Origin of the sequence: Streptomyces sp. WMMC500, from assembly GCF_027497195.1 — a bacterium.
Lineage (GTDB): Bacteria > Actinomycetota > Actinomycetes > Streptomycetales > Streptomycetaceae > Streptomyces.
In genome coordinates, this window is record NZ_CP114905.1 from 3,723,709 (window position 1) to 3,740,556 (window position 16,848).

General features: G+C 71.7%; 16 protein-coding genes and 4 pseudogenes. 8 read left to right on the top strand and 12 right to left on the bottom strand.

All coding sequences use genetic code 11. The features are described 5' to 3' along the window. Window positions 1-259: 259 nt before the first annotated feature. Window positions 260-919 carry a hypothetical protein gene (locus O7599_RS15730; RefSeq protein ID WP_281622779.1) on the top strand — a complete coding sequence of 220 codons (660 nt, stop codon included), beginning with the start codon at window positions 260-262 and terminating at the stop codon, window positions 917-919. 281 nt (window positions 920-1,200) lie between these two features. On the opposite strand, the gene O7599_RS15735 is transcribed toward O7599_RS15730, so the two are convergent. The 4 genes from O7599_RS15735 to O7599_RS15750 all read right to left on the bottom strand — a co-directional run bounded on the left by O7599_RS15735 (window position 1,201) and on the right by O7599_RS15750 (window position 6,017). Then, a complete protein-coding gene (locus O7599_RS15735) occupies window positions 1,201-1,896 on the bottom strand; it encodes a demethylmenaquinone methyltransferase (RefSeq protein WP_281622780.1) in 696 nt (231 codons plus the stop codon). After that, a complete protein-coding gene (gene mqnC, locus O7599_RS15740) occupies window positions 1,893-3,089 on the bottom strand; it encodes a cyclic dehypoxanthinyl futalosine synthase (protein WP_281622781.1) in 1,197 nt (398 codons plus the stop codon). The genes O7599_RS15735 and mqnC overlap by 4 nt, the downstream gene beginning before the upstream one ends. 129 nt (window positions 3,090-3,218) lie before the next feature. Beyond that, window positions 3,219-5,060: a serine/threonine-protein kinase gene (locus tag O7599_RS15745; protein ID WP_281622782.1), complete on the bottom strand. Its 1,842-nt coding sequence runs from the start codon at window positions 5,058-5,060 to the stop codon at window positions 3,219-3,221. 90 nt (window positions 5,061-5,150) lie between these two features. Then, window positions 5,151-6,017: a menaquinone biosynthesis protein gene (locus O7599_RS15750; protein ID WP_281622783.1), complete on the bottom strand. Its 867-nt coding sequence runs from the start codon at window positions 6,015-6,017 to the stop codon at window positions 5,151-5,153. Between the two features lie 227 nt (window positions 6,018-6,244). Between O7599_RS15750 and O7599_RS15755 the strand changes: the two genes are divergently transcribed. After that, window positions 6,245-6,448, top strand: a complete 204-nt coding sequence (locus O7599_RS15755) for a cold-shock protein (protein ID WP_018840208.1) — start codon at window positions 6,245-6,247, stop codon at window positions 6,446-6,448. A gap of 94 nt (window positions 6,449-6,542) precedes the next feature. Continuing rightward, window positions 6,543-7,541, top strand: a complete 999-nt coding sequence (locus tag O7599_RS15760; protein WP_281622784.1) for a phosphotransferase — start codon at window positions 6,543-6,545, stop codon at window positions 7,539-7,541. 35 nt (window positions 7,542-7,576) lie between these two features. Here O7599_RS15760 and O7599_RS15765 read toward each other — a convergent pair whose 3' ends face one another. From O7599_RS15765 to O7599_RS15775, 3 genes and pseudogenes are all read right to left on the bottom strand, one after another. Continuing rightward, the gene (locus O7599_RS15765) at window positions 7,577-9,553 is read right to left on the bottom strand and encodes an AMP-dependent synthetase/ligase (RefSeq protein ID WP_281622785.1); all 1,977 of its coding nucleotides are present in this window, start codon (window positions 9,551-9,553) and stop codon (window positions 7,577-7,579) included. 130 nt (window positions 9,554-9,683) lie between these two features. Continuing rightward, window positions 9,684-10,106: a hypothetical protein gene (locus O7599_RS15770; RefSeq protein WP_281622786.1), complete on the bottom strand. Its 423-nt coding sequence runs from the start codon at window positions 10,104-10,106 to the stop codon at window positions 9,684-9,686. A gap of 206 nt (window positions 10,107-10,312) precedes the next feature. After that, a pseudogene (locus O7599_RS15775) lies at window positions 10,313-10,774 on the bottom strand (GNAT family N-acetyltransferase); the annotation flags it as partial. Window positions 10,775-10,961: 187 nt separating this feature from the next. Between O7599_RS15775 and O7599_RS15780 the strand changes: the two are divergent. The 3 genes and pseudogenes from O7599_RS15780 to O7599_RS15790 all read left to right on the top strand — a co-directional run. Then, window positions 10,962-11,219, top strand: a complete 258-nt coding sequence (locus O7599_RS15780; protein WP_281622787.1) for a hypothetical protein — start codon at window positions 10,962-10,964, stop codon at window positions 11,217-11,219. Next, window positions 11,216-11,593: a hypothetical protein gene (locus O7599_RS15785; protein ID WP_281622788.1), complete on the top strand. Its 378-nt coding sequence runs from the start codon at window positions 11,216-11,218 to the stop codon at window positions 11,591-11,593. Before O7599_RS15780 ends, O7599_RS15785 begins: the two co-directional genes overlap by 4 nt. A 246-nt stretch (window positions 11,594-11,839) precedes the next feature. Further along, a pseudogene (locus O7599_RS15790) lies at window positions 11,840-12,022 on the top strand (hypothetical protein); the annotation flags it as partial. Window positions 12,023-12,334: 312 nt separating this feature from the next. Here the strand turns inward: O7599_RS15790 and O7599_RS15795 are convergent. The 4 genes and pseudogenes from O7599_RS15795 to O7599_RS15810 all read right to left on the bottom strand — a co-directional run. Then, window positions 12,335-12,760: a hypothetical protein gene (locus O7599_RS15795; RefSeq protein WP_281622789.1), complete on the bottom strand. Its 426-nt coding sequence runs from the start codon at window positions 12,758-12,760 to the stop codon at window positions 12,335-12,337. A 450-nt stretch (window positions 12,761-13,210) separates the two neighbouring features. Continuing rightward, entirely contained in the window at window positions 13,211-13,822 is a 612-nt protein-coding gene (locus O7599_RS15800) for an SMI1/KNR4 family protein (protein WP_281622790.1), read from the bottom strand. Window positions 13,823-13,853: 31 nt separating this feature from the next. Further along, window positions 13,854-14,024 (bottom strand): annotated as a pseudogene (locus O7599_RS15805) (aminoglycoside phosphotransferase family protein); the annotation flags it as partial. 182 nt (window positions 14,025-14,206) lie between these two features. Continuing rightward, window positions 14,207-14,368, bottom strand: a pseudogene (locus tag O7599_RS15810) (dicarboxylate/amino acid:cation symporter); the annotation flags it as partial. A 341-nt stretch (window positions 14,369-14,709) separates the two neighbouring features. On the opposite strand from O7599_RS15810, the gene O7599_RS15815 reads away from it, so the two are divergent. Both O7599_RS15815 and O7599_RS15820 read left to right on the top strand, forming a co-directional pair. Next, a complete protein-coding gene (locus tag O7599_RS15815; RefSeq protein WP_281622792.1) occupies window positions 14,710-15,009 on the top strand; it encodes a type II toxin-antitoxin system prevent-host-death family antitoxin in 300 nt (99 codons plus the stop codon). Continuing rightward, window positions 15,006-15,272: a type II toxin-antitoxin system RelE/ParE family toxin gene (locus O7599_RS15820; protein WP_281622793.1), complete on the top strand. Its 267-nt coding sequence runs from the start codon at window positions 15,006-15,008 to the stop codon at window positions 15,270-15,272. The genes O7599_RS15815 and O7599_RS15820 overlap by 4 nt, the downstream gene beginning before the upstream one ends. Before the next feature lie 140 nt (window positions 15,273-15,412). Here O7599_RS15820 and O7599_RS15825 read toward each other — a convergent pair whose 3' ends face one another. After that, window positions 15,413-16,768, bottom strand: a complete 1,356-nt coding sequence (locus tag O7599_RS15825) for a dicarboxylate/amino acid:cation symporter (protein WP_281622794.1) — start codon at window positions 16,766-16,768, stop codon at window positions 15,413-15,415. Window positions 16,769-16,848: the final 80 nt, after the last annotated feature.

Here is a 16,848-nt window from a genome sequence, read left to right on the forward strand (position 1 = left end):
GGCGCGACAGCGCGTCGACCTAGCACACTCAAGCACGCGAGGTAGCAGCTTCCGGACCGTCTGGCGGGGGCTCGGCGTCCGGCGCTAGTGTGAGCTTCGGCCGTGCAGCGGCCCCGGCTCTGCCGACAGCCCGTGACTGTCGGTTTCCAGAGCCCGAAGGTGCGTCGCATTCTGCACAACCGTTCGCTTCTTCCTGCGTTCGCCCTGGTAGGCGTGCCGGGTCACGGGTCTGTCGCGCCAGAGTCAGGACGACACAGTGGTGAGGAACCACCGCCGTAAGTATGAGGCGAAGCAGCGCCAGGCGGACACCGGCGAGAGCTATCAGGTCGCGCTCAACGCGGTGCGTAACGACACCCACTTCGCCGCCGCCCTCCTCATCGCACGACGGGCTTTCAGCGCGGACGACAAGGCGGAGGTGGACCGCTTCGGGGTCCAGTGGCTGGGGCTGGACCCGCGGGAACTCGATGCGATGCGGATCGCTTTGGAGCGCGTACTGCTGGACATACGCCCCGGCGACGGCGTCACACCCGACCAGGCAGAGGTGCGGCGGCGGCTGAAGTCCACGCACGAGCGCTGGCAGCGCTTCCAGCAGGAACCGGTACGCGGTGCGCTGGTCCTGGCGGGCGAGAACGAGGTACGAGACCTCTGTCGTTCGGTGCATCCACTGCTGGTGAGCGACGCGGCTGTCCATGCGGTAACGCTGGCCAGCGAGCTGGACGACCACCGGTTCGCGGTGGCGTTCGCGAAGCTCGACCCCGCGGCGCAGACCGTCGCGAAGACGTGGGCCTTCCTGGGCTCCTCCTGGCAGGCCGCGGCCGTCTTCTGGGGTCTCCCGCCCGACTACGGGGAATCGGTCAGACACCATCTCAAGATCAGCGCCAAGCGCTTCACGGGCCCGCGGAGGAGGCGGGTGGAGTGACACTGCACATTGCTCCGATCAACGCGCTGGTTTTCGTGCTCGGCTGCGTCGTAGCCCACCTCGTTTACGCCCGCGGCAGAAAAGCCCAGCCCCATCGCACTCCGGGGCCAGAGCAACTAGCCGCGGCCATCGCCTCAGGCGCGGCGGTCGTCGCGAGTCTGGCTGTCCTGCTCGGAGTCGGCGACGGGCCGGGTGCCGTGCCGCCGGGTGGAGAGCCGTCTCCGGGCGTGTCGTCGCCGGCAACGCCTCCGCCATAAGGCACGTGCCCCGAGGCCGCGGGTTCAGTCCGGGGCGTAGCCGCGGTGGAGGGCGACGATGCCGCCGCTCAGGTTGCGCCACGCCGGGCGGGTCCAGCCGGCGGCGGCGAGGCGGGCCGCCAGCGCGGGCTGGTCCGGCCAGGCGCGGATGGACTCCGCGAGGTACACGTACGCGTCCGGGCTGCTGCTCACCCGCTCGGCGATCGGCGGCAGCGCGCGCATCAGGTACTCCGTGTAGACCGTCCGGAACGGCGCCCAGGTGGGGTGCGAGAACTCGCAGACCACCAGCCGCCCGCCCGGCCGCGTCACCCGCCGCATCTCGCGCAGCGCCGCGTCCGTCTCCTGGACGTTCCGCAGCCCGAAGGAGATCGTGACCGCGTCGAACACCCCGTCCGCGAACGGCAGCCGCGTCGCGTCCCCCGCCGTCAGCGGCAGCCGCGGGTGGCGCCGCTTGCCCTCGCGCAGCATCCCCAGCGAGAAGTCGCACGGCACCACGTACGCGCCCGCCGCCGTGAACGGCAGCGACGACGTGCCCGTACCCGCCGCCAGATCCAGCACCCGCTGCCCCGGCCGCGCGTCGACCGCGCGGGCGACCGCCTTACGCCACAGCCGGGCCTGGCCGAGGGAGAGCACGTCGTTGGTGAGGTCGTAGTTCGCGGCGACGTCGTCGAACATCGCGGCCACCTCGCGCGGCTGCTTCTCCAGGGTCGCGCGCGTCACCGGTCGGCCTCCACCAGCGTCAGCTCGGGGTGCGCCGTGCCGCCCTCGATGGCGGTGGACGACAGGTGCGACACGACGCGGTCGTCGACGGGGTCGTGCGCCGGGTCGTCGTGCACCACAAGATGCTCGTATGTTGTCGCACGCTGCGCCGGCACCCGGTCCGCGCCCCGGATCATCTCGATGATCTCGCGCAGGTTCGAACGGTGCCGCGCCCCGGCGGAGGACACCACGTTCTCCTCCAGCATCACCGAGCCGAGGTCGTCCGCGCCGTAGTGCAGCGTCAACTGGCCGGCGTCCTTGCCGGTCGTCAGCCAGGAGCCCTGGATGTGCGCCACGTTGTCGAGGAAGATCCGCGCGATGGCGATCATCCGGAGGTACTCCAGCGTGGTCGCCTGCGTGCGGCCCTTCAGCTTGTTGTTCTCCGGCTGGTACGTGTACGGGATGAACGCCCGGAACCCGCCGGTGCGGTCCTGCACGTCGCGGATCATCCGCAGGTGCTCGATCCGCTCCGCGTTCGTCTCGCCCGTGCCCATCAGCATCGTGGACGTCGACTCCACGCCCAGGCCGTGCGCGGTCTCCATGATCTCCAGCCACCGCTCGCCGCTCTCCTTGAGCGGCGCGATGGCCTGCCGCGGCCGGGCGGGCAGCAGTTCGGCGCCGGCGCCGGCGAAGGAGTCCAGGCCGGCGGCGTGGATGCGGCGGATGGCGTCCTCGGCGGTGGTGCCGGAGATGCGGGCCATGTGCTCGACCTCGGAGGCGCCGAGGGAGTGGATGACGAGCTGCGGGTACGCCTTCTTGATCGCGGAGAAGTGCTCCTCGTAGTACTCCACGCCGAAGTCGGGGTGGTGGCCGCCCTGGAACATGATCTGCGTGCCGCCGAGCCGCACGGTCTCCTCGCAGCGGCGCAGGATGTCGTCCAGACCGCGGACCCAGCCCTTGTCCTTGGCGGTGGGCGGCGCGTAGAAGGCGCAGAACTTGCAGGCGGTGACGCAGACGTTGGTGTAGTTGATGTTCCGCTCGATGATGTACGTCGCGATGTGCTCGGTCCCGGCGTAGCGCCGGCGGCGTACGGCGTCGGCGGCGGCGCCCAGCGCGTGCAGCGGGGCGGAGCGGTACAGGTCGAGGGCCTCGCCGGGGGTGACGCGGCCGCCCTCGGCGGCGCGGTCCAGGACTGCCTGCAGATCGGTGGTCAAGGTGACCGGCCCCTTCCGCGAGTGATGCGTACGAGCGGACCCCAGCCTACGCGGAGCGGATCGCCGGCTCCGGCGCAGGGGGAGGGCGGTGGTGCGGAGGGAGGGCGGCCGGGGACGCCCGTCCGCCGCTCAGCCGGAGCCCTTCGTCAGCGTCGCGCGCGGGTTGCCCGACGCCTCCGCGTCGGAGCGGTACTCGACCGTCGTGCCGCCCTTGTGCGTCAGCGTGACCGTCGACTCACCCGGGGCGCAGACGCCCTCGCTGTTCTCCCGCGCCGGGTCGTCCTCCTCGTGGAGGGTGAGCGTGGTGTCGGTGGCGGCGGTGAGCTTGGCGCGGCTGTAGCAGTGCGCGACGTCGTAGAGGGAGTAGTCGAAGTACGCGACGTACTCGCCCTTGCCACCCTGCTTGATCTCCACGCTGACGTCGCCGTTCGGCACGCCGTCCTCCTGGATGACCTCGCCCTTCCAGCCGCCGGCGAACTTCTCCGGTACGCCGTCGACCGCCGCCCCCGTCGGCTCCTGGGAGGGGCTCTCGCTCTCCTCGCCGGTGTCGCCGCCCGTACCGCCGCCGGTGGTCTCGCTGCCGCCACCGGTGCCGCCGCCGGTGCCGCCGCCGTCCGCGGCGGCGCCGGTGGGGGTGTCTCCGGCCTGTGAGCCCTTCTCGTCGCCGTCCAGCAGGCCGGGGACGAAGAACAGGCCGAGCATCAGCGCCGCGAGGGCACCGGCGACGGAGAGCACCAGGGTGCAACTGAACCGGCGCGAGCGCAGGCCGACTTCCGCGCGCCGCTCGGGCGCCGTCGCCGCGGCTGCGCCGAAGGCGGCGGCTCCGCCGGCCGCGGGACCGCCGGGCGTAGCACCGGCGGTCCCGGCGCCCGCGGTCCCGGCGCCCGGTCCGCCCGGCGGCGTCGCGCCCGGCGGCGTCGGCGGGCCCGCCGCGCCCGCCGCGCCCGCCCCCGGCGCCGTCCCGTCCAGCACCGGCGGCGGCCCGAACGCCCCGGGCCCGTACTCCGCCTGCTGGAGCGGCACCGGCCCCGACGGCAGCCCGTCGTTCCGCCGCTCCGGCGCCGCCGCGGGCTGCGCCTCCATCGCCAGCAGCTCCACCGCGCGCCGGCTGATCTGCTCCGTGACCGGCGGCGGCAGCCATCCGGGCCGTACGAGGTGCGCCGCCTCGCCGCCCGCCGTCAGCCTGCCCACCACCTCCGCCGGCGCCGGCCGCGCCGCCGGGTCCTTCGCCAGGCACGCGAGGGCCAGATCCGCCAGCTCGCCGGTCAGGCCGTGCAGTTGCGGCTCCTCGTGCACCACCAGATACAGCAGCGTGGGCGCGCTGTCGCCCGGGAACGGCGACTGCCCGGTGGCGGCGAAGACCAGCACGGCGCCGAGGCTGAAGACGTCGCCTTCGCCCGTGACGGGCCGGCCGAGTATCTGCTCGGGCGACATGTAGCCGGGCGAGCCGACCGAGGCGCCGGACGCGGTCAGCGAGGCGGTGCCGTCGGTGGCGCGGGCGATGCCGAAGTCGATGAGCCGGGGGCCGTCGAGGGTCAGCAGGACGTTGGAGGGCTTCACGTCGCGGTGGACGAGCCCGAGCCCGTGCACCGCCGCCAGCGCCTCCGCGAGGCCCGCGCCCATGGGGCGCAGCGTCTCCTCGGGCAGCGGCCCGTGTTCGGCGACGGCGTCGCTGAGGCTGGGCCCGGCGACGTACCCGGTGGCGACCCACGGCACGTCGTCGTCAGGACCGGCGTCCAGCACCGGTGCGGTCCACGCGCCGCCGACGCGCCGCGCGGCCTCGACCTCGCGGCGGAAGCGGGTGCGGAACTCGTCGTCGTGCGCGAAGTGCGGATGAACGAGCTTGACGGCCACGGTCGCGCCGCCCGGGCTGCGGCCCAGGAAGACCCGGCCCATGCCGCCGGAGCCGAGCCGGCCCAGCACCCGGTACGGCCCGACGACCTCGGGATCACCGCTCTGTACTGGCTGCATGCGCTCCCCCCGGACCCGCCCGCCTACGGTCCCCGCGTAGGCCCCTCCTGTGGCCGATCCTGTGGCCGGCCCCGCTTAGGCTGCCCCAGCTTAGGCCGACCCGGCCGCGGGGAGGAGCCGTACCCGCGCCTCGTCCGGGAAGCCCGCCCGGCAGGCGAACTCGTCGATGCCCTCCAACTGATCCGCGCCCAGCCGGAAGTCCAGCGTGCGGAAGTACCGTTCGAGCAGCGGCGGGTCGAATGACTCCCACCGCGCCGCCTGCTCCGCGACCTTGCCGACCTCCGCCAGCGACAGGTCGCGGGAGTCGAGGAACGCCCGGTGCACGTTCGCCACCAGCTCCGGCTCGCGCGCCAGGAAGTCGCGGCGTACGGCCCACACGGCGAAGACGAACGGCAGCCCGGTCCAGTCCTTCCACATCTGCCCGAGGTCGTGCACCTGCAGCCCGAGCCGCGGGGCGTCCTGCAGCGAGGCGCGCAGGGCGGCGTCCCCGATGAGCACGCCGGCCTGCGCCTCGCGCATCATCAGCGAGAGGTCGGGCGGGCACGAGTAGTAGTCGGGCGCGATGGCGTACTGCTCACTGAGCAGAAGCTCGGCCAGGCGCACGGAGGTGCGGGAGGTGGAACCGAGCGCCACGCGCTCCCGGTCCAGATCCGCCAGGGGCCGCTGCGAAACGATCACGCAGGACATCACGGGCCCGTCGCAGCCGACGGCGATGTCGGAGAGGGCGACGAGGTCGTCGGCGTGTCGCAGGTACTCCACGAGGGTGACGGGGGCGATGTCCAGCTCGCCGTCGATGAGCTGCTCGCTCAGGCGTTCCGGGGTGTCCTTGGAAAGTTCCAGGTCGAGCAGGGTGCCCGTACGGGCGAGGCCCCAGTAGAGGGGGACGCAGTTCAGGAACTGGATGTGGCCGACGCGCGGCCGGCGCCTAGCTCCTGCGTCAGGAGGCGGTGCTGTCACGGCTCCGAGGCTAACCGCAGGCCGACCGCACGCGGGTACGGGGGCTCACCGGAGCGTGATCCTTTCCCTACCGGGCCGGGCTCGCGCGTGCTAGGCTCGGCAGCAAGTTGCAGTTTGGTTTCCTTGCAGTACCGTGCCTGCGGAGATTCTGACGCCGCGGGCATGTGTCGTTTTCAGGCTTCTTCGAGGCTCTGGGGCAGGGCGACCCTTTGGCCCAAGGAGGGCTCATGGCTACCGGAACCGTCAAGTGGTTCAACGCTGAAAAGGGCTTCGGCTTCATCGCCCAGGACGGCGGCGGTCCCGATGTCTTCGTCCACTACACCGCTATCAACGCCCAAGGCTTCCGCTCGCTCGAAGAGAACCAGCAGGTGACCTTCGACGTGCAGCAGGGCCCGAAGGGTCCGCAGGCGGCGAACGTCTCCCCGTCGTGACGCACGCCCCACGCTGACCTGAGGAACCCCCGTCATCCTGGCGGGGGTTTTCTCATGCCCGGACTGTCGGTGGGGCCGGATACGGTGGCGTCGTATGAGCGACGCGGAGACGGGCACCGAGCCCGGGCACGAGACGGACACGGCGGCGGGGGACGGGCCTGCGGGTGATCCCGCGGGCGGCGCCGCCGGGATCACCGCCGAGCTGATCCGCGAGCTGCTGCGCGACCAGCACCCCGACCTCGCCGGCCACCCCCTCAGCCTCGGCGCCCGCGGCTGGGACAACCAGCTCTGGCGGCTCGGCGACGACCTCGCCGTACGGCTCCCGTGGGCGACGGAGTCCGCCGACGAGCTGCTGCGCAAGGAGCACGCCTGGCTCCCGGAGCTGGCCCCGCTCCTGCCGCTGCCCGTGCCCGTGCCGCAGCGCCTGGGCGAGCCCTCCGCGCGCTTCCCGCGCCCCTGGATCGTCACCACCTGGGTCCCCGGCACCCCCGCCGACCGCGCCCCGGTCACCCGCGGCCCGGCCGCCGCCGACGCCCTGGCCGCCTTCCTGACCGCGCTGCACCGCCCCGCCCCCGGCGGTGCCCCCGCCGGCCGGGGCCGCGGCGGACCGCTCGCCGAGGCGGCCGAGTGGTTCGGGCAGCGGCTCGCCGAGGCGGTCGGGCTGGGGCTCGTCGCGGACGCCGACGCCGTACGGGCCGTCTGGGACGACGCCGTCGCCGCGCCGGTCTGGGCCGGGCCCCCGCTGTGGCAGCACGGCGACCTGCACCCCGCGAACGTCCTCACCCGCGACGGGACCCTGTGCGGCGTCGTCGACTTCGGCGACCTGTGCGCCGGCGACCCCGCCCTCGACCTCGCCGCCGCGTGGATCCTGCTCCCCGACGACGCCGCGGCCGACCGCTTCCACGCCGCGTACGGACCGGGCGTCGACGCGGCGACGCTGCGCCGCGCCCGCGGCGTCGCGGTGGCGCGCGCGCTGGGCGGGCTGCTCATAGGCGAGGCGGGCGTACGGGGCCGGGCGGGCGGCAAGGAGACGTGGGGTCCGCCGGCGGAGGCGTCGCTGCGCCGCCTGCTGGCGGCCGCGGCACGGGGGTAGGCCGCGCCCCCGGGTCCGGAGTCCCCGGTCGGGGGTCAGCGTTCGGCCGCGTACAACTCGTCGATGACGTGCCCGAAGTCCCGTACGATCGCCGCCCGTCTCAGCTTCATCGACGGCGTCACGTGCCCGCCCGCCTCCGTGAAGTCCGCCGGCAGCACCGCGAACCGGCGGATCGACTCCGCGCGCGAGACCAGCTCGTTCGCCTCGTCCACCGCCCGCTGGAGGTCGGCGCGGAGCAGCGGGTCGCGGAGGAGTTCGGCGCCCGGGACGTACTCGCGCTTGCGCATCATCCGCCAGTGCCGCAGCCCCTCGGGGTCGAGGGTGAGGAGCGCCGCGACGTACGGGCGGTCGTCGCCGACGACGAGGCACTGGCTGACCAGCGGGTGCGCCCGCAGCCGGTCCTCCAGGGGCGCGGGCGCGAGGTTCTTGCCGGAGGCGGTGACGATCAGGTCCTTCTTCCGGCCGGTGATCGTCAGGTAGCCGTCGGCGTCCAGTTCGCCGATGTCGCCGGTGGCGAACCAGCCCTCGTCGGTGTCGAGCCGGGTGACGCCGGCCTCGGCGTCCCAGTAGCCGGAGAACAGGTGCCCGCCCCGCACCAGCACCTCGCCGTCGTGCGCGATGCGTATCCCGGTGCCCGGCAGCGGCCAGCCGACGGTGCCGAAGCGGGGCTTCAGCGGCGGGGTGACGGTGGCGGCGGCGGTGGTCTCGGTGAGCCCGTACCCCTCGAAGACCATGACGTCGGCGCCCGCGTAGAAGGCGGCGAGGCGGCGGCCGAGCGGGGAGCCGCCGCAGATCGCGTACTTGACGCGGCCGCCGAGCGCGGCCCGGATGCGGCGGTAGACGAGCGCGTCGTACAGCTTGCGCAGCGCCCTGAGGCCCGCCCCCGGGCCCGGGCCCTCGCCGTGCAACTCGGCCTCGATGGCCTCGGCGTAGCGGACGGCGACCTTCGCGGCGCGGTCGAAGGAGGCGGCGCGGCCGATGCCTTCGGCGGTGGCGCGGCCGGTGTTGTAGACCTTTTCGAGGACGTACGGGATGCCGACGAAGAAGGTCGGGCGGAAGCCGGCGAGGTCGCGCAGCAGGTCGTCGGTCTGGATGCTGGGCGCGTGGCCGAGCTTGACGCGGGCACGCAGGCAGCCGACGGCGGTCATGCGGCCGAGGACGTGGGAGAGGGGGAGGAAGAGGAGGGTGGACGGGGGGTCTTCGGTGACGGCGGTGAAGAGGGGGTAGAGCAGCTCGATGGCGTTGTCGACCTCGGCGAGGAAGTTGCCGTGGGTGAGGACGCAGCCCTTGGGCAGGCCGGTGGTGCCGGAGGTGTAGATGACGGTGGCGACGTGGGCCGGGCCGAGGCCGGCGCGGCGCTGGCGGACCAGGGTGTCGGGGACGTCCCGGCCGGCGGCGGCGAGCTGGCCGAGGATGCCGGTGTCGAGCTGCCAGAGGTGGGCCAGGTGCGGCAGGTTCTGGCGCCGGCCGCTGATCAGCCGGGCCTGGTCGACGCTCTCGACGGCGCAGGCGATGGAGCCGGAGTCGTGCAGGATGTGGCGGGCCTGGATGGCGGAGGACGTCGGGTAGACGGGCACGGTGATGAGGCCGGCGGCCCAGGCGGCGAAGTCCAGCAGGGTCCACTCGTACGTCGTACGCGACATGATCGCGATCCGGTCGCCGGGGCGCAGCCCGTACACGATGAGGCCCTTCGCGACGGCGAGCACGTGCTCGGCGAACTCGGCGGCGGTCACGTCGACCCAGGTCCCGTCGGGGCCGGGGCGGGCGAGCACGGGGGCGTCGGGCTCGTGGGCGGCGTTGTCGAAGGGGATGTCGGCGAGCGAGCCCTGCGTGACGTGCGGCGCGGCGGGCGGTACGACGGCTTCGCGGACGCCGCCGGCGTCGGCGCGGACGGCGGGGGGCAGCAGCGCGGGGACGGCGGTGCCGGGGAGAAGCCTGGAGTTGATCTCCTTGAGGTACTGCGACTGGGGAGCGGGCGGCCGGGGGTGCTGCTGTGGTACGGACTGCGTCATGGGGGACTCCGTGACGTTCGCGTCGGCTCGGTAAGACTCGCCGGGCGGCAACGGACGCCGCATTCTCGCGAACACCCGGCCACTCCGCCAGAGGACGCCGCACCCGGTACTCCCGGTTCCGCTTGCGCCGTCAGCGGACGACGGTGAAGGCCCGTTCCCCCGCGTGCGCGTCCTCCCCGCGCAGCGCCCCGACGGCGACGGCGACGAGGGCGGACCCGACGAAGGTCCCCATCAGGATCAGCGCGACCCCGACGGCGAAGAGCCCGCTGTTGTCGTCCGACCAGTCGTGGTACGAGGCGAAGGTCAGCCCGGCGGTGGACCCCAGCACGGCGGGCACGAAGTGCCGCACGTACGCGACGACGACCACGGCGACGAGCACCGTCCCCACCAGCCCGCCGACCTGCCACGCCGCGTACGGCCCGCCGCCCGCCTCCGCCTCGCCGCCGCGCTCCTGGTCCCAGCCGAGCCAGGCGGCCCAGGCGCCGCCGGCGGCGGCGGTGAGGAGGGCGAGGGAGAGCAGTCGGAACAGAAGAAGACGCAGCACTGGATGCATGCCACCAGCGTCACGGCCGGCGCGGGGGCCGAGCCAGAGCGAAGGTACTCAGCCGCACCTGAGTAGAAACCCGGAGCCCCTCACTCCGCGGCCTCCGCGGACTCCGCCGCCTCCGCCCGTTCCGCCAACTCCGCCGACTCCCCGGGCCGACCCGGCGCCATCGACTCCCCGGGCCCACCCGACTCCGCCGCCTCTCCCGACTCTCCCACCGCTCGCCGGAAGACCTGCCGCGAACCGCCCTCGGGCCCGGGCGGGGCGTCCTCGGCGGGGCTGAACCCGAGCCGCTCGTAGAAGACCCGCGCCCCACTGGCCGCGGCCCCGGGGTGATCACCCCCGAACGTCACCACCTCGATGCACCCAGGCCCCCGCCCCCGTACGAACCGCCCCTCCGCCTCCGCCATCAACGCCTGCCCGACCCCCCGCCCCCGCACCTTCTCCGAAACGACGAGCCAGTGCACCCGATACACCGGCGCCCGCCCCCCGAACAGCAGCCCCCCGACGACCTCGTCCCCGGAAACGGCGACGAGCGCGGCACCCCGCCGGATGTGCTCCGTCACCGCATCGTGAAACCCGGACTCCCCGACCATGGGCCCGAACCACTGCTCCACCTCGGCGGCAAGCCCGAGAAACCCCGAAAAGTCCCGCTCCCCCGCAACTCTGACGATCACCCACGCAGTCTGACAGACCCCCCACCGCCGGGGCCCGGCCGGGAGAGGCGTCGAGCGGCCCGAAGTGAGTAGCCCCAGCGAGGGAGTTCGTAGGGGAGGACTCGGAACGCGTCACCGGGGAACCGCACTTCCGTGTGCGGGTACGGGTGCGTACCCGTACCCTGGATCAGTGGGAAGGAGTCTGCCGATGCCCGACGCCAACGTCCGCATCCCCGAGGAAGCCAAGGACCGACTCGCCGCCGTCGCGGCGGCCGAAGGTATGTCCCTGCGCGCCTACCTGGCCCGCCTCGCCGAGGGCCTGCTCACCCCGGCAGAACGTGCCGAACGGGCGGAGAAGGCCCGGGAGACGCTCAGGGCGTGGAACGGATACGCGCCCACCGCGGCCGAGCAGCAAGACCTCGACAGCGAGTTGGACCGCCGCCTGGCCCGAGCGACCGGCCTGTGACCGACTTGCACATCGTCCTGGACGACACCGCGATGGCGTCGGCCGGCCAGGGCAACGTCCTCGCGTCCCGGCTCATCCACCGGGCTCACGCCGAACCGGGCTGGTTCCTCTACGCACCGGCGTGCGCACTCGTGGAAGCCGACCGGAGGCGGCCGGGAACAGCCGAGCATCTCGCAGCCCTGCCAGGCGTCACCGTCCTGGACCTGGACCTGCCCGCCGCCCTGGCCGTGGCACAGCAGGAGACCTGGGCCGCGGCCCACAGCGCGCACGCGGCCCGTCCCACCCCGGACCGTCCCGACGGGGCAGTACTGGCCACCGCCGACCCGCGGCGGTGGGAGGGCGAACAGGTGCGGGTTCTGGACCTCAGCGACTGAAGTGCCCCGCCCCCACACCCAGGCAGGACGTCGGCCGACCGAACCCACCGCAATCAAGATCAACGGTCAGATGGACGCCACCTTCGTGGGCACTTGGACGGATGCACTGCGGCCATATAGCCGCCAGGCGACGCGCCCTTCTCCAAGTCGACCGGGTCCGGTCGTGCGGAGCCGGCCGCTTCGGCGCGCGCCTCGAAGATCGCCGGGACTCCTGCTTTCTATCAGACAGATCATAAAATCTGCCGCATGTCTGAGACCGACGACCTTGCCCCGGGTGACGGGCCGACCACCAACGTCTCCGTCTCCTTCCACGCCGGCACGATCGGCGCGGTGCGGTCCCGTGTCGGAAAGCTAGGCGTCTCGGCCTACATCGAGGCGGCAGCCCAGCGTCAGATCGAGCGCGACAACCTCCAAGAACTCATCGACGACCACTTCTCCCGCCACGGCGACCTCACCGCCGAAGAGCTCGCGGCCGCCGAAGCCGAGCTCTTCGTACCGCCACCGGGGCCGATGGCCAAGGGCGCGATACGTGAGTCGCACCCTCGTGCTGGACGGCGAAAGGCTGTCCCTGCTCGTTCAGGACGACCAGACGTCCCGGAGAATCTTCAGCGTCGTCGTGTCATCGCTGCGAGTGTGATCGAGAAGGTACAGGTCTTCAGGGTCGGCCAAAGGGCACCGCAAGCTGCCAGAGCTGGACTCAATCGAGATCACGCCGCGCAGCGCAGGCCGCTTCGGGTCGTATCAGGCGGGTATCCACGAGGGCCACCAGGGCGGGATGTTGCTTGCCGGGCAGAGACCGGAGTCTCCGGGATACCCGTCCAGCGTGCCGTAAGACGCGAACGCCGCCCACCCGACAAGCAGGGAGACCTCCAGTGCGATAGGCACCACGGTGAGGACGGCCGCCTTCCGGGAGTGGGGCCGAACCAGGCACCACAGGCCCCCCGAGGCGATCGCGGCGGCGAGGGTACAGCCGAGCAGGGTGGCGGGGGCTTCGAAGGAGATGAGGCCGAAACGGTGGCCCGGCTCGTTCCCGGCGTCGCAGTAGACGCGCGAGCGCATGATGAGCGAGACCGCGAGGGCCCCGCACAGCGCTCCTGTCAGCGGAGCCAGCCAGAAGACGGGCAGGAAGCGGCGCGACGGCCATCTGGTGTGCCCAATGGTCATCATGACGCCCCACCCGGACGAACGGTTGTGCAATGAACCCTCCGCTACCGAGCGGGCGGGTGGATTCCATCGAAATCAGGCCGCGCAGCGCTGAGTCGGGCCCGGAGGCGGAACCTCTCGCTCTGTACCCCAGGCCGGACCGGTCCGCCGCAGGGCCGCTTCCGCAGCGTGATGTCGATACGCCGGGAGCCACCGGGCTGCGCACGCCGCGCGTCGGGAACAGCGTGGTTGACGACGTTCCCGACCAGCTCACCAATCACCAGCTCTGCATCATCCGCAAGCCAGGACAGGCCCCAATTGTCCGGCACCGACGTGACCAGCTTCCGCGCCGCGCGCAGGAAATCGGACGCTTCCGCATGGAGGGTTCAGCGCCCGGAACTGCTCCACCGGCGGGGCAAGGGCCGCAGCCTGGGGGCCGCCGGACTCGCCGTGGGCGCGGGGGATTCCCTCCAATTACTCGCTGATAGGAATTCCGAACTTGCCGATCCTCTTGGGCACATCCTCAACAGCGTCCGCATCCGTGAACCGCCAGAGAAGAAAATCTCCATCTCCCCCGGGGCGGTAATAGCCATCGAGTTCCTCGCCAGACTCCAGGGCTTGAGCTGTGTGATGCAGCAATGACGTAATGGAACTCCACATTGGATGTGCGGAGCGGAGATCCGCCCCCTCCTTGTCGTGCTCGCGGATGTGCCGATCTTTCCAGTTTCTGGCGTCGAGATACAGCTCACCGCCGCACCCATCAGTGGCGAACTGTACATAGTGCGCAGAAAAGGGATGATAATCGCTACCAGCCCAGACACTTACTTTCACTTCCCATGCCTTCACAATCTCAAGCGTGCTGAGCATCCCGAAGTGCGGTGGGAGGGTAAAGGCTCCGCTGCCGTTGTGATAGCGAAGGGACTCGGAAACCTCGGGGGGCAGACGAACGCCAAGTCGGCCCTCCACAAGAGCAATGTCTCGTTCGGTTGCGGGCGGAGCAAGTTCGCGCATTTCGTCGCGGTCGCGAAGCCATGACTCAATGCGCGACCAGGAATGACCGATTGAATTCACCGTGAGCCACTCCATTCATGACTGATACATCAATGGGATTTTCCGGGCGGACGACGACCGGGGCGGAGGGCAGTCGGAACAAGGCGTTCTCGCCGAAGCGGATCAGCTCCGCGCCCGTGTCGCTCAGGCGAGCGGACCGGCAGGCGGCAGCCATCACCCGTTCTGCTCGTGCCGACGTGAATCCCTCTTCCGATGCCCGAGCAGCGTCCGACGCCATGCCGGTACCAGCTCCCCTCGTCGCGCGCGGTCAGCCGGTGCGCGCCCGGAGTCAACAACCCCACGCGCACCGGGCACGACACCGACCGTACCCACGAGCTGCAGGGCTGACGAGGGTGCACAGGCGGACGCCCGCAGCCCTGCTGCTGCGGGGTGCGGGCGTCGCGTGGGTGGGCGTTGTGGTTACGCCGCTGCTGTGACCGGGGTCTTGGGCCCGGTGGCGTCCACCGGGTCCGGGTCGTCCAGGTCGAAGCTGGTGGCGTTGTCGTACATGTCGCGGTCCAGGATCTTCTCCTGCGACGCGACCAGCACCGGGATCACCGCCTGGCCCGCGACGTTCGCAGCCGGACCTCATGCAGGCATGTTGGTCCGGCCGGGGAGAAGAAGAAGGACCACCCGTGTGAGCTGCGTTGGAGGAAGGTCGTCTGGGAGGCCACAGAACGCCTTGCGGCGGCGGCCGAGAGGGCGTACGGCGCTGCAGTCGACGTGAGGATCGCGTCGGTGTCGTACTCAGCCGCCAAGCGACGTTCACCGCATCGGCCAGGCCGGGATGGCGGCTTGTCCCGCGATGTTCATGACCGCGCGAGCCCTTGTCTCCCTGTCCTGACAGTCAGCCAAAGGTCCACTGCGCGAGCCTCATGTGAGAGCAATATTCACAACAACCCCATGTTCTGTACACTACAGCCATGTCTGACACGTACGCGATCGCCGAAGCCCGCGGAAAACTCGGCGAACTCGCCCGCCGCGCCGCCCAGCACGAACACATCACCCTGACCGATCGTGGCGTCCCCACCGCCGTCCTCATCTCGCCCGCCGAACTCGCCGACCTCGAAGACGCCCTGGTCATCGCCAAACTCGAGCGCGACCGGGCCCTCGGCATCGCCAGGCCGGGCATCCCGCACGCCGAGGTCAAGAAGATGCTCGGCTTCACTGACGCCGAACTCACCGAAGCCGCCGAGCGCATCGCCGACGAGAACGGCCGGTGAGCGGCTACGCCGTCGTCTGGGAGCTCGATGCCACCAACAAGGTGGCCGGATACCTCGGGGACGCGACCACCCCTGAGACCCGCCGCAGCCTCGCCGAGGTGTACGTGCGCGTCGACGAGCTCGCTGAGAATCCCTGCCCACCCGACTCCCACTCCTGGGGCCCGGATCACCGCAGACTGCACCACGGCATGTGGCGCATCCTCTACCGCGTCGACAAGGCCGCCCGCACGATCTACGTCGAGCACGTCGGCCGCCGCCGCTAGCCGGCGGACAGATGGCGTACGGCCCGTCCCGGCAGAGGAAGACGTCATCGAGCAGGTACGGCCGCCCCTGACGAGAGCGCAGACGCCCGGTTCCCGCACCCCACTTGGCTGGTGCGAGCACCGGTGCGTCGTGGCGTGGGTCAGGCAGCTACCGTCGCCGGCTCCTTCTCCGCGGCCGGTATGGCGTCGTCACGCGCTTCCGGGTCGTCCAGGTCGAAGCTGGTGGCGTTGTCGTACATGTCGCGGTCCAGGATCTTCTCCTGCGACGCGACCAGCACCGGGATCACCGCCTGACCCGCGACGTTCGTCGCCGTGCGGACCATGTCCAGGATCGGGTCGATCGCCAGGAGCAGGCCCACGCCCTCCAGGGGGAGGCCCAGGGTGGAGAGGGTCAGGGTGGTCATGATGGTGGCGCCCGTGAGGCCCGCGGTGGCGGCGGAGCCGATGACCGAGACGAAGGCGATCAGGATGTAGTCCTGGATGCCCAGGGAGACGTCGAAGATCTCGGCGATGAAGATGGCCGCCAGGGCCGGGTAGATCGCGGCGCAGCCGTCCATCTTCGTCGTCGCGCCGAAGGGGACCGCGAAGGAGGTGTACTCCTGCGGGACGCCGAGGCGTTCGGTGACCTTCTTGGTGACCGGCATGGTGCCGACCGAGGAGCGCGAGACGAAGGCGAGCTGGAGTGCCGGCCAGGCGCCGCGGAAGAACTGGACGGGGTTGACCTTGGCGACCGTGGCCAGCAGGAGCGGGTAGACGCCGAAGAGGACCAGGGCGCAGCCGATGTAGACGTCGGCGGTGAAGGTCGCGTACTTGCTGATCAGGTTCCAGCCGTAGTCGGCGATCGCGAAGCCGATGAGGCCCACGGTGCCGAGCGGGGCGAGGCGGATGACCCACCACAGCGCCTTCTGCAGCAGCTCCAGAATCGTTTCGCTGAACGCGATGAGCGGCTGGGCCTTCTCGCCGAGCTTCAGGGCGGCGACGCCGAGGGCGGCGGCCATGAAGACGATCTGCAGCACGTTCAGTTCGGTGAAGGGCGTGATGACGTCGGTCGGGATGATTCCGGTGAGGAAGTCGATCCACGAGCCGCTCTCCTCCGGGGCCGCGCCGTCCTTCGGGGACAGGTCCGTGCCGGAGCCGGGGTTGGTGAGCAGGCCGATGGTCAGGCCGATGGCGACCGCGATCAGGGAGGTGGCGAAGAACCACAGCAGCGTGCGGGTCGCGAGGCGGGCGGCGTTGTTGACGTTCCGCAGGTTGGTGATCGACACCAGGATGGCGAAGAACACCAGCGGGGCGACCGCGAGCTTGAGCAGTTGGACGAAGATGGTGCCGATCTGGTCCAGGGTGTCCTTCAGCCAGGCGACGTCGCCGGTACGGGCGGCCCAGCCGAGGAGCACGCCGAGGACGAGGCCGGCGAGGATCTGGGCCCAGAAGGGCACCTTGGGTATCCGGAAGCCGCTGCGCGGCTGCGCGGTGGGGGCGGGGGTGGGTGTGGACACGGGCGTCTCCGTGACTGGGCGCGCCGGGCCGGTGCCCGTGGCCGCGCACGGTGGCGGGGCAGGGGGCGGCAGGCGCGCGT

Coding starts and splice junctions, on each gene's coding strand:
- O7599_RS15815 (WP_281622792.1), top strand. CDS start 14,710: ATGTCTGACACGTACGCGATCGCCGAAGCCCGCGGAAAACTCGGCGAA.
- O7599_RS15760 (WP_281622784.1), top strand. CDS start 6,543: ATGAGCGACGCGGAGACGGGCACCGAGCCCGGGCACGAGACGGACACG.
- O7599_RS15795 (WP_281622789.1), bottom strand. CDS start 12,760: ATGATGACCATTGGGCACACCAGATGGCCGTCGCGCCGCTTCCTGCCC.
- O7599_RS15770 (WP_281622786.1), bottom strand. CDS start 10,106: ATGCATCCAGTGCTGCGTCTTCTTCTGTTCCGACTGCTCTCCCTCGCC.
- O7599_RS15780 (WP_281622787.1), top strand. CDS start 10,962: ATGCCCGACGCCAACGTCCGCATCCCCGAGGAAGCCAAGGACCGACTC.
- O7599_RS15765 (WP_281622785.1), bottom strand. CDS start 9,553: ATGACGCAGTCCGTACCACAGCAGCACCCCCGGCCGCCCGCTCCCCAG.
- O7599_RS15745 (WP_281622782.1), bottom strand. CDS start 5,060: ATGCAGCCAGTACAGAGCGGTGATCCCGAGGTCGTCGGGCCGTACCGG.
- O7599_RS15755 (WP_018840208.1), top strand. CDS start 6,245: ATGGCTACCGGAACCGTCAAGTGGTTCAACGCTGAAAAGGGCTTCGGC.
- O7599_RS15800 (WP_281622790.1), bottom strand. CDS start 13,822: ATGGAGTGGCTCACGGTGAATTCAATCGGTCATTCCTGGTCGCGCATT.